The sequence below is a fragment of the Cohnella laeviribosi DSM 21336 genome (genome assembly GCF_000378425.1).
Taxonomy (GTDB): domain Bacteria; phylum Bacillota; class Bacilli; order Paenibacillales; family Paenibacillaceae; genus Cohnella; species Cohnella laeviribosi.
On the sequence record NZ_KB899837.1, the window covers coordinates 12,960 to 25,289 of the forward strand.

The 12,330-nt window shown below is 58.2% G+C and carries 13 protein-coding genes; 3 read left to right on the forward strand and 10 right to left on the reverse strand.

Features of this window, described 5'->3' with window-relative positions; all coding sequences use genetic code 11:
* Positions 1-25: 25 nt before the first annotated feature.
* Together F560_RS0116645 and F560_RS25645 are read right to left on the reverse strand one after the other, a co-directional pair.
* Positions 26-436: a cupredoxin domain-containing protein gene (locus F560_RS0116645; RefSeq protein ID WP_019006894.1), complete on the reverse strand. Its 411-nt coding sequence runs from the start codon at positions 434-436 to the stop codon at positions 26-28.
* Between the two features lie 45 nt (positions 437-481).
* The gene (locus tag F560_RS25645; protein WP_156829030.1) at positions 482-931 is read right to left on the reverse strand and encodes a hypothetical protein; all 450 of its coding nucleotides are present in this window, start codon (positions 929-931) and stop codon (positions 482-484) included.
* On the opposite strand from F560_RS25645, the gene F560_RS0116650 reads away from it, so the two are divergent.
* Positions 930-2,798: an LTA synthase family protein gene (locus F560_RS0116650; protein WP_019006895.1), complete on the forward strand. Its 1,869-nt coding sequence runs from the start codon at positions 930-932 to the stop codon at positions 2,796-2,798. The two genes, F560_RS25645 and F560_RS0116650, sit on opposite strands and share 2 nt — an antisense overlap.
* A 90-nt stretch (positions 2,799-2,888) precedes the next feature.
* Here F560_RS0116650 and thrC read toward each other — a convergent pair whose 3' ends face one another.
* The 3 genes from thrC to purT form a co-directional block, all read right to left on the reverse strand.
* Positions 2,889-4,286, reverse strand: a complete 1,398-nt coding sequence (gene thrC / locus F560_RS0116655) for a threonine synthase (RefSeq protein WP_019006896.1) — start codon at positions 4,284-4,286, stop codon at positions 2,889-2,891.
* 103 nt (positions 4,287-4,389) lie between these two features.
* Positions 4,390-4,824, reverse strand: coding sequence for an Rrf2 family transcriptional regulator (locus F560_RS0116660; RefSeq protein WP_019006897.1), 435 nt, complete (start codon positions 4,822-4,824; stop codon positions 4,390-4,392).
* A 66-nt stretch (positions 4,825-4,890) separates the two neighbouring features.
* Entirely contained in the window at positions 4,891-6,051 is a 1,161-nt protein-coding gene (gene purT, locus F560_RS0116665) for a formate-dependent phosphoribosylglycinamide formyltransferase (protein ID WP_019006898.1), read from the reverse strand.
* Between the two features lie 188 nt (positions 6,052-6,239).
* On the opposite strand from purT, the gene F560_RS25120 reads away from it, so the two are divergent.
* Together F560_RS25120 and F560_RS0116675 are read left to right on the forward strand one after the other, a co-directional pair.
* The gene (locus tag F560_RS25120; RefSeq protein ID WP_019006899.1) at positions 6,240-6,395 is read left to right on the forward strand and encodes a DUF1540 domain-containing protein; all 156 of its coding nucleotides are present in this window, start codon (positions 6,240-6,242) and stop codon (positions 6,393-6,395) included.
* A gap of 255 nt (positions 6,396-6,650) precedes the next feature.
* Positions 6,651-7,370 (forward strand): type 1 glutamine amidotransferase, encoded by a 720-nt coding sequence (locus tag F560_RS0116675; RefSeq protein ID WP_019006900.1) that lies wholly within the window; start codon positions 6,651-6,653, stop codon positions 7,368-7,370.
* Here F560_RS0116675 and F560_RS0116680 read toward each other — a convergent pair.
* The 5 genes from F560_RS0116680 to F560_RS0116705 all read right to left on the reverse strand — a co-directional run bounded on the left by F560_RS0116680 (position 7,346) and on the right by F560_RS0116705 (position 12,252).
* Entirely contained in the window at positions 7,346-8,200 is an 855-nt protein-coding gene (locus tag F560_RS0116680; protein ID WP_019006901.1) for a pirin family protein, read from the reverse strand. The two genes, F560_RS0116675 and F560_RS0116680, sit on opposite strands and share 25 nt — an antisense overlap.
* Before the next feature lie 169 nt (positions 8,201-8,369).
* The gene (locus F560_RS0116685) at positions 8,370-9,362 is read right to left on the reverse strand and encodes an aldose 1-epimerase (protein ID WP_019006902.1); all 993 of its coding nucleotides are present in this window, start codon (positions 9,360-9,362) and stop codon (positions 8,370-8,372) included.
* Between the two features lie 118 nt (positions 9,363-9,480).
* On the reverse strand, positions 9,481-10,899 hold the full coding sequence (gene zwf, locus F560_RS0116690; RefSeq protein ID WP_019006903.1) for a glucose-6-phosphate dehydrogenase: 1,419 nt from the start codon (positions 10,897-10,899) through the stop codon (positions 9,481-9,483).
* Positions 10,900-11,383: 484 nt separating this feature from the next.
* The gene (locus tag F560_RS25650) at positions 11,384-11,581 is read right to left on the reverse strand and encodes a hypothetical protein (RefSeq protein WP_156829031.1); all 198 of its coding nucleotides are present in this window, start codon (positions 11,579-11,581) and stop codon (positions 11,384-11,386) included.
* 62 nt (positions 11,582-11,643) lie between these two features.
* Positions 11,644-12,252 (reverse strand): TetR/AcrR family transcriptional regulator, encoded by a 609-nt coding sequence (locus F560_RS0116705; RefSeq protein WP_019006906.1) that lies wholly within the window; start codon positions 12,250-12,252, stop codon positions 11,644-11,646.
* Positions 12,253-12,330 lie beyond the last annotated feature (78 nt).

Consider the following 12,330-nt stretch of genomic DNA (forward strand, 5'->3'; position numbering starts at 1 on the left):
TCCTGCCTCCCTTCCCGATCGCGGATCATTCCACGATCAGCTTGCCGACCATGTCCGCATGGCCGGAACCGCACATCACGTCGCAATAAAACTTGAATTCTCCCGTCCGGTCGGCCGTGAACGTCACCGTCTTGCCGCCTTTGACGGTCTTGTCGTAGCCGTCGATTTTGAGCGAATGGTTGCCCTGCTCGTTCTCCAGCGTCAAAGCGATCGTTTCGCCCTTCGCGACCTTGATCTCCGTTTGGTCGAACTTGAAGTTGCTGGCCTTGACGGTGATCGCCTTCGTCGATCCGGCCGCGGCCGAAGACGCGGAAGACGCCGGTTGCGAGGAGGACGCCCCGCCCGTCTGGCCGCCTGCGTCACCTCCGCCGCAGGCGGTCAGCGCCAGCGCCGCCGCGATCATCCACCCTGTAAGCACACCCCAGCCTTTGGTCATTCCAATTCCCTCCAACATTGGATTGAATCGATTTCTGACCTCATCTTAAAAGCAACAAAGCCTCACCACTGTGACCGAAATCACAGCGGGAGGCCGGGAACGTGAACGTTTTGTGAAAAGCTGCACAAATTGGGTGTTGCCGTCCGGCTGCCGCAGGCCGCAACGGGGGATTTCAAAGCACGGGAGCGGCGTTGAAGCGCATTGTGAGCCCGCTTTTGAACAAATGCCGAACATGGCGCCGTAAAGCTTGATTTTCCTTGAAAAAACGGCCGCGAGCACCGAATCTTTCCCCTGATTCCGATATGGCTGCCGCAAGGCTCCTTTGACATTGCTCTCCAGGCGTCGCATAATGTTAATGCATGATTTCGGGAACGTAAACATTGGCGTTGAAAAAAGCAGGCGATTCACCCGTACGTCGGCCTGTTTTTTGGTTTGAGTTGGAATTGCCTTGCGGCTTACGCCCGATTCGGAAAGGAGAAAGGAAGGGTTTTTCATGTCGCTGCTTCCGCCTCACAAGCTGCTGCGGAACAAGCCGTTCGTTTTTTTTACGATTATCTTATTGCTGAAAAGCTGTTTGGCCTGGTTCGTCATCTTTGACGACGGCCCGTCCTGGCGGACGGTGCTTACCGAAATTCCGTTTTTCTGGATTCTGTTCTGCCTGATCGAATGGTTTTCCCGCAAGCATAAGCTGGCCTGGTATTTGCTGGTCAACCTGTTCATTACGGCGATCTTGTTTTCCGTCTTTATGTACTATAAATACTACGGCGTAATCGCCACCTACCACGCGCTCGAACAGGTCAACCAGGTGACGGCCGTCAGCAACAGCGTATTTTCCTTGATGGATCCTTATTACGTGCTGATTTTCATCGACGTCGTCATTTTGGGCATCATGCTGTTTTCCAGCAAAAAGGTTCAGAACTGGAAACGGATGAGCGCCCGCCGGGAAAACCGGAAAGTGATCGGCGCCTTGTTCACGCTGTCGGTCATTCTGTGCCTGTTCAACATTCTCCCGAACCGCGCCAGCATGAATGAACGGACGAAGGCCGAGGAGATGGGCATTCTTAACTACGAGCTGTACTCGATTCTCGACCAGTCCGAGGAAGAGATCGTGGACAAGAAGGAGATTACCCAAGCGGCCATCGATAAGCTGAAAGGCGTGCAGCCGGTTCAGCATCCGTCCTTCTGGCAGGCGGCCAAGGGCAAAAACCTGATTATCATCCAGCTGGAATCGTTCCAGAACTTCCTGATCGGCCTGAAGATCGACGGTCAGGAAGTTACGCCGAACATGAACAAGCTGGCGAAGGAAAACTTCTATTTCTCGAATTTCTATCAAATGGTCGGCCAGGGCAATACGTCCGATGCCGAATATGTCGTGAACACTTCACTTTATATTCCGCCGCACGGCGCGGCCACGATGAATTACGTGAAGAAGGCGCTGCCGAGCTTGCCGAAGCTGCTTGCCTCGCACGGTTACGATACGGCGACGTTCCATACCAACGTGGTGGAGTTCTGGAACCGCGGCGAACTGTACAAAGCGGTCGGCTTCGACCGGTACTACGACAAGGACTTTTTCGGAACGGAAGACGCCGTGTTCTTCGGCGCGTCGGATGAAGTGCTGTACCGGAAAACGGCTCCGGAGCTGAAGAAGATGGACGATGCGGACCGGCCGTTCTACGCCCACGTCATTTCCATGACCGCGCATCATCCGTTTACGATTCCGGAAGACAAATATTACATGAAGCTGCCCGAACGGTTCGAAGGAACGTTTGTCGGCGACTACATCCGGGCGCAAAACTATGCCGACCATGCACTGGGCGAATTTATCGACGAACTGAAGGCGAACGGCGTTTGGGACAACAGCGTAATCGTCATCTACGGGGACCATCTCGGTTTGCCGATTTACTCCCTGGACAACAACGAGAAGGCGCTGATGGAGGAAATTTACGGACGCCCTTACGGCTACACCGATATGATCAACATCCCGCTTATTGTGGCTTCGACGGGCATTACGTATCCGTCCGAATTCAAGCAAACGGGCGGTCAGGTCGACATTCTGCCGACGGTCGCCAACCTGCTGGGCGTCCCGCTGGACCAGCAAATTCACTTCGGCCAGGATCTGCTCAACTCGACGCAGAACCTGCTTCCGGAACGGTATTACTTGCCTTCCGGTTCGGTGATCGACGACAGCCACCTGTTCATTCCGGGCAGCGGCTACGACGACGGCGTGCACTACTCGCTTGAGGACAACTCCACCAGCGAAAGCGGCATTACCGAAGACCAGTTCGAGCGCGCGCTGGAGCTTCTGCGGCTGTCCGACAGCTACGTGAAGCAGTTGCCGGACAAAGATCCTCCGGAACAATAACTTGCGCAGATAAGAAAACGGTTGGTCAGAACGAACAATGCGTTCTGACCAACCGTTTTTGTTGCCTTTTGCTCCGTTTCGCACCGCCCGTCAAGCGTTGTAGAACGTCTCCAGCTCGCGCGCCACTTCTTCCAGGGACGCGTTGACGACCTTTTGACGCTGCGGCTTGTCGAACAGCTTCGCGATCGCGTCGGGGAACGTCTGCTCGATCCCGCACAGCCGGATCGCCTCGTCGAATTTCGCAGGGTGCGCGGTGGCCAGCGAGATGCATACGACGCCGTCGCCGCCGCAGCGCTCCGCCGCGGCGACGCCGCAGGACGAATGGGGATCAAGCAGGTAGCCTTGCCCTTGCGCGTAATACTTTTTGATCGTCGCCAGGCACTCGTCTCCGTCTACGCCATAGGCGTCGAACTCGCTTTGCGCCCGGGAGAGAATATCGGAGCCGACCTCGATTTTCCCTTCGCGTTTGAACCCTTCCATCAGTTCCGCCACTTTGGCCGGATTTTCGCCGAAAAGGTAATACAGGTAGCGTTCGAAGTTGCTGGCCACCTGAATGTCCATCGACGGGCTGTACGTGGTCTTGAAATCGCCCGGCTTGTAGAGGCCGCCGCGAATGAAGCGTTCCAGAATATTGTTCTCGTTGGTCGCGATAATCAGCTTGCGCACCGGCAGTCCCATCCGTTTGGCCAGATAGCCCGCGAAAATGTCGCCGAAGTTGCCCGTCGGCACGCTGAAATCGACCGTTTCCGCGCCCGTTTGTTTTTTCACTTGGAAATAAGCATAGAAATAATAGACCGTTTGGGCCAAAATCCGGACGAAATTGATCGAGTTGATCGCGCACAGGCGGTTTCTCGCTTTGAAGTCCAGGTCCGCAAACAGCTCCTTGATCAAGCCCTGGCAATCGTCGAAGTTACCGTGGACGGACAGGTTGAGCACATTGTCGTCCTGAACGGTCGTCATCTGCAGCTCCTGCACTTTGCTGACCTTCTGATGCGGATGCAAAATGCAGATTTTGATGCCTTCCTTGCCCCGCACGCCCTCGATGGCGGACGCCCCGGTGTCGCCCGAAGTCGCCCCGAGAATATGGATTTGCAAATTGCGCTTGGCCGCTACATATGCGTACAACTGGCCCATAAACTGCAGGGCGATGTCCTTGAACGCAAAGGTCGGACCGTGGAACAGCTCCAGCAGATACAAGCTGTCGCTCAGCTTGCGCACCGGCGTGACTTCCGGATCGCGGAACGTGGAGTAGCTTGCTTCCGCCATCGCCTTCAGGTCGTCCTGCGGAATTTCGTCATTCGTATAATAGGAAAAAATATTCAACATGAGTTCCTTATAGCTCAGCGTTTCCCATTCCTTCAGCTTCGCTGCGGGAACGACGGGGATTTCCTCCGGAACGAGCAGGCCTCCGTCATCGCCGAGCCCCATCAGAAACGCGTCGACGAACCCGATCTTCCCGACTTTGCCGCGGGTACTGATATAGCGCATGATTGGTCCTCCTTATATGCATAAACAAAGCCGGCTCTGCCGTTCGCTTTGCCGTAAAATCATGGGGGAATCCACTTTATTATCGCTTAACGGCGGGCTTGAATCAATGATTTTCAGCGCCATTGCGCAAGATATCCAGGCTGATGTCCGCCATCGTCACCTTGGCCAGTTCGCCTTCCATAGCGGCTTGCGCCCGGCGGAACGCGGTCTCCAGCGCGCCCTGGATATTGCGGCCGACCGGACATTCCGGGTTCGGATTCTCGTGCATGGCGAACAAGCCCTCCTGCTCCCCCTGGACGGCCCTGTAGACGTCGAGCAGCGTGATCTCGCTCATGGGCCGCGCCAGCTTCGCTCCCGCCACGCCCGCGCTCGTGCGGACCAGGCCGGCTTTGTTCAGCATGCCCATAATACGCCGGATCACCACCGGATTGGTGTTGACGCTGCCCGCGATCATCTCCGACGTCAGCCGGCTATCCTTGAACATATCGAGCAGCGACAAAATATGAGCCGCGACGGCAAAACGGCTGCTGATCGTCATCGTTGCCACCTCCAGTTGCCGCAGCTTTAGCGCGCCTTATGTCGCGTAAGCCGCGCTTCGGGTCGGTCAGGCTTCCTCGACCGACAGCTTTGCGTGCGCGGCGCCGGCGCGCTCGCGCGCTTTCTCCACCGTCTCCGCCGTCGCCAGCGCGACAGCCATGCGGCGGCCTGCTTTCGTGACGGGCTTGCCGAATATCCGAAGCTGCGTATCCTCAACCGCGAGCGCCTCTTCGGCTCCCGTGATCCGGTATTCGCCAAGCTCGCGCGCCGCCTTGAGCGGACGGCTCGCCCCGCAGGACACCAGCTTGATCTCCGGAATCGGCAGCCCGAGAATGGCCCGCACGTGCAGCGCAAATTCGGACAGGTTCTGGCTGACCAGCGTGACCAGCCCGGTATCGTGCGGACGCGGCGACACTTCGCTGAAATACACCTTATCCCCGGCCAGGAACAGCTCCACGCCGAACAGCCCCGCTCCGCCCAGCTCGTCCGTGACGGCGCGGGCGATGCGCTTGGCTTCCTCAAGCTGCCCTTCGGTCATGGCATGCCGCTGCCACGATTCGATATAGTCCCCGTCCTGCTGAATATGGCCGATCGGGGCGCAGAACTGCGTTCCGTTCACGGAACGGACGGTCAACAGCGTAATTTCCGAATCGAAGCGGATAAATTCCTCCACGATCACCCGGCCCTGCTGAACCCGGCCTCCCTCCATCGCGATGCGCCAGCTTTCCGCGATTTCGGCTTCGGAACGGCAGACGCTCTGGCCCTTGCCGGAGGAACTCATCAGCGGCTTGACGACGCACGGAAATCCCATCTCGCGCACGGCGGCGGCAAACTCCTCGTACGTGTCGGCAAAACGGTAACGGGCCGTCGGCAGCCCGAGCTTCTCCGCAGCCAGCCGCCGGATGCCCTCGCGGTCCATCGTCAGCCGGGCCGCGCGGGCGGTCGGAATCACGCGATAGCCCTCTTCCTCAAGCTTGACCAGCTCCGCCGTCGCAATCGCTTCGATCTCCGGCACGATCAAATCCGGCTTCTCCTTTTCCACCAGTTCGCGCAGCGCTTTCGCGTCCAGCATGTCGATGACGTAGCTGCGGTCCGCCACATGCATGGCCGGCGCCCCTTCGTAACGGTCTACCGCCACCGTCTCGACGCCCAACCTCTGCGCTTCGATGATCACTTCCTTGCCCAGTTCCCCCGAACCGAGCATAAGCAGCTTCTTTGTATGATACACCCCGCGTCAGCCCCCCGCTTTAGGTTTTGTCGAATCCATTATACACGAAAACGGGCCGGCGCTTGGGTGCGATCGGCAGCGGAAGAATTTTTCATGCCAAATAAGCCGGCCAACGCGGACCGGCTTCGCACGGGTATGAACACCCCGCATTTCACCCATCCTAAGAAGAGGATCGGAGGTGATCAACGATGGCCAAGGATGTGCTTTGCGAAGTGAATTCCTGCAAATATTGGGCAGCCGGCAACCAATGCGCCGCTTCCTCGATCTACGTCGTCAGCAATCGAGGGAAGGAAGCGCGCAATTCCGAAGAAACCGACTGCAAAACGTTCGAGCCGAAGCTTTAATTCCATGACGGCACGGGCCATGCGGCGCCGGCCTCGCAATCCGAAGCCCAGAAGCAGCCAAACCTGCTTTTGGGCTTTTCGGCTTCTTTTTGCATTATGCCCGTCGATGAGAATAATTATCACGAAAGGAATCAATCTTTTTGTCTCTGACAACATTTCTGACATAAAAATGATGTTTTTCGTTTTATGTCATCTATTTTTACATTATAATACAGACAAAAGGCATGCGTTACGTTCAAATGGGAGGGGAACCGGATGAGGCTGCTGCTGTTGAAACATTTCTCGTTCGACGACGAGAGCGCGATTGTCCGCTGGGCTGAAGCAAAACGCTTTCCGTATGCGGTCATGGACCCCTCGGGCGGAGGGCCTTTTCCCGACATGGCCGCATTCGATCTGCTGATCGTGATGGGCGGTCCGATGAGCGTATACGAGGAATCGGAGTATCCCTGGCTCCGACCGGAGAAGACGTTCATCCGCCAGGCCATCGCTTCGGGCAAAGCCATTCTCGGCATCTGCCTGGGCGGCCAAATGCTCGCCGAGCTGCTGGGCGGACGGGTATACCGCAACAAGCAAAAAGAAATCGGCTTTCACCCCATCGAGCGCACGGACAAGACGCATCCGCTTCTCGATGGGCTGCCGAACCGCTTTTATTCCTTTCAGTGGCACGGGGACGCGTTCGATTTGCCGGCGGGAGCCGTTCGGCTCGCCTTCAGCGAAGCCTGCGCGAACCAGGCCTTCGCTTTCGGCCCGCATATCCTCGGCCTGCAATTTCACCTGGAGACGACGGCCGCCTGCATGGAAGCGATGCTTAAGAGGTGGTCGGACCAAATCCGACCCGCTCCCTACATTCAAACCGCCGAACAAATCCGCGCGCAGGCCGAACGGATCGAAGCTTCGCACCGGATGCTGCACCGGATCCTGGACGCCTTTGACCGGTTGAACCGGCAGCGTCAGGCGAACTTGCCGTTGCGGTAATCCTCGTAGGCCTGAACGATTTCCTCGTACGTATTCATGACAAACGGACCTTGGGCGACGACCGGTTCGCGCAAAGGCTGGCCGGCGTACAGCAGCGCGCGAAGCTTCGTGACGGCCGCCAGTTCGATTTCGCTGCGTTCGTGGCCTTCGGCGGAATCGAGAAACAGCACGCTTCGCGTCTCGCCCTTTGTGCCGTCGCGGCCGAATCGCCCTTCTCCTTCCAGCACGAACAGAAAGCCGTTGTACGCCCCCGGCAGCTCCTGCTTTACCGCTGCTCCCGGCTCCAGCGTAAATTCGACCATCGTCACCGGGACAATATTCCGCGTACCCGCCTTCGCCTTGCCGGACGAACCGGAAAAGACGCGAATCGTCGCCCCCGGCTCGGAGCGGACCGCCATATCGGCGCTGCGCAAATTTTGATAATAGGGCTCCGTCATCTTATGCGCGCGCGGCAGGTTCACCCAAAGCTGCAGCGAATGCACCGTCTCTCCGGGCGCCGGGTCTTCCTTGTGAATCACGCCGCGGCCGGCCGTCATCCACTGGGCGTCGCCGGGCAGCAGATAGTCGATTTGATTCGTTTTGGTGTCGAAATGCTCCAGCTTGCCCTCCATCACATAGGTGACCGTCTCGATCCCCCGGTGGGGATGGAGATCGAAGGAACCGCGCCGGAACCAGTCCTCGGCCAAAAACAAGAACGGATCGTGCTCTTCCCAAAGGCCCGGCTCCAGGATATAGCTGTTGCGATGCCCCGGACCGACCTGCTGGATTGGCGCTGTCCGGACTTTGCGAATGCCGCGCGCGTACGCGCCTTGTTCGTGATGCTGAGCCATTTTGCGTTTCCCTCCCGCTTGAACGTCTTACCCGAAGTATAGTCCTTAAACTAACTTATTTCAAGTATATATATTTTTTAATGTTTGATTCGGCAAAAATAGCCCGCCCATCCGGGCAGGCTCAGCAGGCTCAGACTTTCTGCGCATCGCAGACCGGCGGCTTCTCGTCTTAGCCGATCACGTACAGCCGGCTCGTCTCTTCCCATAGCTCACCGGGCTCCAGGCCGATCAGGCCGATGTCCTCGGCCGGCAGATCGACGTTCGGCGCGTTGACCAGGTTCACTTGCGGCTCGGGGCAGAAAAAGCCGCCCTTCGCGCCGTCGTTCCAGATCATCCATTGCTTGTACGCGGTTCCCGCATCGTACACCAGCTTGACCCCGGCGCGCGTGTCCGTCAATTCCATCCGGTTGCGGCCGTTCTGGGGCTGCGCGGTGTAATGGTTGTCCATCGCCTCGAAGAACGGCGACTGCGCGCCTTCGCGCATCCGCTGCTCTCCCTCGGACAGCGGCAGCAGCCGGCCCGTCGGGAGCATGCGCTCGTCCATTTCCCAACGCTGGCCGATGGTCAGCTTCAGCCGCATATCCTCGCTCGTGCTTCCCGGAGCAAAAGGCGCATTGACGGCGGTATGGAACGCCAGAAGGCAGGGCATCCGCTCCGTCCCTTCGTTGCGCACCCACACCCGCTGGCGAAGCCCCTCGTCCGACAGCGCATATTCAAGCTTGACGGTAAAAACAAAGGGCAAGTACCGGTATATCGGGTGCGACGCGTCCACCTTCAGCGCCAGCGTCACGCGGCTTTCGGCATCGTCGGCGCCGAAGCGCTCGACGCGCCAGGACGCCGTGTGCAAAAAGCCGTGCAGATGGTTGCCCCGCTCCGTCTCGTTCACCGGAAACTGCAGCAGCTTGCCGTTCCACGGAAACTTGCCCCCGTCGTACCGGTTCGGCGGGAACAGGATCGGAATGCCGTGCACGCCCGGATTTTTCCGGAACGCTTCCATTCCGTCCGCCCCCGGCTCGCGAAGAAAGTTGTATCCCCGCTCCGTATCGCGGAAAGCGATCAGGTTGGCGCCGATGCCGGGCAGCACCGCCGCTTCGTACGGCCCCGACCGCAGCCAGACCGCAGGTTCGCCGTGATAGGTTCCTTCGTAAGCTTGATTCGCCATTGCTCAAACGTCCTCCCCGTAAGCTTATAGGCTTGTACGTACATCTTTTCCTAGAATAGCATATCGGCCGCGAAAAGAGGACGTTTACATTGGAAATTCCGTCAATTTCGAACGAGGGTCAAAGCCACTTGAATCCGTACCGCTCCAGCAGCCGGTTCGCCGCCTCCGGACCGTCGGTTCCCGCCGCGTAGACATGAAGCGGAACCCGGTCGTCCTCGAACGCCTCCAAAATCGGGGCGAGCCATCGCCACGACGCCTCGATCTCCGGCCATTTGGCAAAAAAGGAAGCATCGCCGCTGAGCGCGTCGTGCAGCAGCCGTTCGTAGGCTTCCGGCAATTCGCCTTCCGGAATGGAATAACGAAGCCGCGTCTCGGCCGCCCCGCCGTCCGCACCGGTCAGATTAAGCTGCAGTTCGACGCTTTCCTCCGGCTGTATCCGCACCGCCAAATAATTGCGCTTCGGCTCCCCATGCGAATATTTCTCCAATGGATCGCGGAACTCGACGATGATGCGGGTCGACTTTTCGCTCATTCTTTTGCCCGTGCGGATAAAAAAAGGCACGCCGCCCCATACCGGGTCGTCCAGCTCCAAGCGGGCCGCAAAAAACGTATCCGTGCGGGACCCGGCCGCGACCCCCGGCTCGTCCAGGTAGCCCGGCACCTTCCGTCCTTCCAGCTCGCCCGGCCCGTACTGCCCCCGCACGACGAAGTTAGCGGCGTCCTGGGCCTGGATCGGGATCGCCGATTCGAGTATGCGCTGTTTGTCATACACATCCGAGTGCATCGCGGTCATCATCAGAAGCTGAAGCATATGGTTCTGGAACATGTCGCGGACGGCGCCCGCGCGGTCGTAGTAGCCCGCCCGCTCCCCGACGCCGAGCGTTTCGCTGGCGGTGATCTGGACGTTGGCCACGTAGCGGTTGTTTAAGACCGCCTTCAGCACCGGGTTGGCCGAGATGAAGGCCTGCAAATTCTGCACCATCGGCTTGCCGAGATAATGGTCCACGTAGCGGATATCCTCCGCGGGAAAAGCCTCCAGCAGCGAACGGTTCAGCTCCCGGGCGGAGGCCAGGTCGCGCCCGAACGGCTTTTCGACCGCAAGCCGCTTCCAGCCGGGACCGCCGGTCAGCCCGCTTTCCTTCAGCAAACGCGCGATCGAGGCGAACCAGTCCGGCGAGACGGACAAGTAAAACAGCCGGTTCCCGGGAATGCCGGCTTGGCGCTCCAGCCCTTCGACCCGGTCGAGCAGCCGCTTGTAATCCTCCGCCCGGTCGGCCTCCAGGATTTGATAATGGACGAGCCGCAAAAATTCGGCTTGCGCCGCCGAATCGTCCGCGCCGCGCCGGGAAAAGCGCGCGAGCGCCTCCTTCACGCGGCCGCGGAATTGCTCTTCCGAAAACGGCTTGCGCCCCAGTCCCACGATGGCGAACCCGCACGGCAGCTTGCCTTCCAGATGAAGATTATATAAGGCGGGGAACAGCTTGCGGTGCGCCAAATCCCCCGTCGCTCCGAACAAAACGAAAACCGACGAATCCATGAATGGTTCCTCCCTTCGAACAAAAACGGTCCGGCAGGACCGCGGCCCATGCGGCTTCGCGCCCGCGGCCGCACTTGTCTATGCCGATCATATCAAGCTGCCGGATGTTTCGCATGAAGGGTTGATGAAGAACGGATGAAGAGTTCATGAACGCGGCAAGCGCTGCATATAAATACGGCGGGGAGCGCCGCCTAGCGGGCGTAGCGCTCCCCGTTTTTTTCAAGTATAACACGAAATCTCGACAAGGTTATCATCCGGGCCGCGAATGTAAACCGATTCGATCGGTCCCGGCGCGACGCTTCCATATCCTTAACGGTCAACACAAAATGATCCAACCGCTCGAGCTTTATGTTTTCGCCTCTTCTACTCATTTATGTTTTTCTTGTATGCCTGCTCCAACCCGTGCCAGATCCATAAGCCGAATAGGATTCCCCCCAAGGGGAACAGGACCAGGGAAGCGGTAAGCAACGAAAAAAAGGACTGGTCAAACCGAACGCTGGAATTCTCCAAAAACGAGCTGACAAAGGGGAACAAGACGCCGCACGGAAGGCCCCATCCTATGACGCCATGATGCAGGATGAATTTCTTTTTTCCTTTTTTCCGGATTTCCTCCCACTTCTTGAACTGGCGCGCTTTCATCCTTATCCTCCTCCGTATCCGGAAATTCCGAAGCCGGATGCACGATCAATCGCTCCTTAAACCGATGAATAGCGCCCGCTTTGCGGAAAGCGCGTCTCCGGAGCCCTAGGCCTCCGTCCCGCGCTCGATGACGCCGTACAGGTACAGGTCGTAAAATTTTTGGGCGAGATCTTTCATGCTCATGCTCTCCGGCAGCATCGGGGCGTCGGCGAACGATTTGCGGACGAGCATCGTATAGATGAGCAGCACGTCCGGATCGACGTCCACGCGGACAATGCCGTCGACTTTAGCCATGCGGATCAGATCGTGGAACAGCGGAACGATGACGCCTTGCCAGCGGTCGTCCATCCGGCGGACGAGGTCCGGATAATCCTGCATCAGCTCGCGGGCAAAATCGGATTGAAAAAAACGCTCGTACTCGTTCACGTCGAAGATGCGGAGAAAGTCTTCTTTGGTCAGCTTGTCCCGCTTGCCCTTTTCGAGAATGCCCCGGAGCAGCGCGATGACGTAATTGACGATCGTTTCCAGGCAGTGCTGAAGAAGGCTCTCTTTGTCGGCAAAATATTTATAGAACGTCGCTTTGCTCACTTGCGCTTCGCGCACGATCTCTTCGACGGTGACCTGGCGGATCCCTTTCTGCAAAAAAAGCCGCTCCGCCGCTTTAAGAAGATCTTCCTGCTTGGTGGTTTTTCTGCGGACACGTTCCCTGGGCATGGCGACACGACATCCTCCTCGGCCGTTATGCTTCTATTATAACAAAAGGAAAGCCGGCGAACGCTGCAAGCGCGCGCC

Bases quoted from the DNA above. Each gene is read 5' to 3' on its own strand.
- F560_RS0116645 (WP_019006894.1), bottom strand. From the start codon at position 436: ATGACCAAAGGCTGGGGTGTGCTTACAGGGTGGATGATCGCGGCGGCG.
- F560_RS0116650 (WP_019006895.1), top strand. From the start codon at position 930: ATGTCGCTGCTTCCGCCTCACAAGCTGCTGCGGAACAAGCCGTTCGTT.
- F560_RS25645 (WP_156829030.1), bottom strand. From the start codon at position 931: ATGAAAAACCCTTCCTTTCTCCTTTCCGAATCGGGCGTAAGCCGCAAG.
- thrC (WP_019006896.1), bottom strand. From the start codon at position 4,286: ATGCGCTATATCAGTACCCGCGGCAAAGTCGGGAAGATCGGGTTCGTC.
- F560_RS0116660 (WP_019006897.1), bottom strand. From the start codon at position 4,824: ATGACGATCAGCAGCCGTTTTGCCGTCGCGGCTCATATTTTGTCGCTG.
- F560_RS25120 (WP_019006899.1), top strand. From the start codon at position 6,240: ATGGCCAAGGATGTGCTTTGCGAAGTGAATTCCTGCAAATATTGGGCA.
- F560_RS0116675 (WP_019006900.1), top strand. From the start codon at position 6,651: ATGAGGCTGCTGCTGTTGAAACATTTCTCGTTCGACGACGAGAGCGCG.
- F560_RS0116680 (WP_019006901.1), bottom strand. From the start codon at position 8,200: ATGGCTCAGCATCACGAACAAGGCGCGTACGCGCGCGGCATTCGCAAA.
- F560_RS0116685 (WP_019006902.1), bottom strand. From the start codon at position 9,362: ATGGCGAATCAAGCTTACGAAGGAACCTATCACGGCGAACCTGCGGTC.
- zwf (WP_019006903.1), bottom strand. From the start codon at position 10,899: ATGGATTCGTCGGTTTTCGTTTTGTTCGGAGCGACGGGGGATTTGGCG.
- F560_RS0116705 (WP_019006906.1), bottom strand. From the start codon at position 12,252: ATGCCCAGGGAACGTGTCCGCAGAAAAACCACCAAGCAGGAAGATCTT.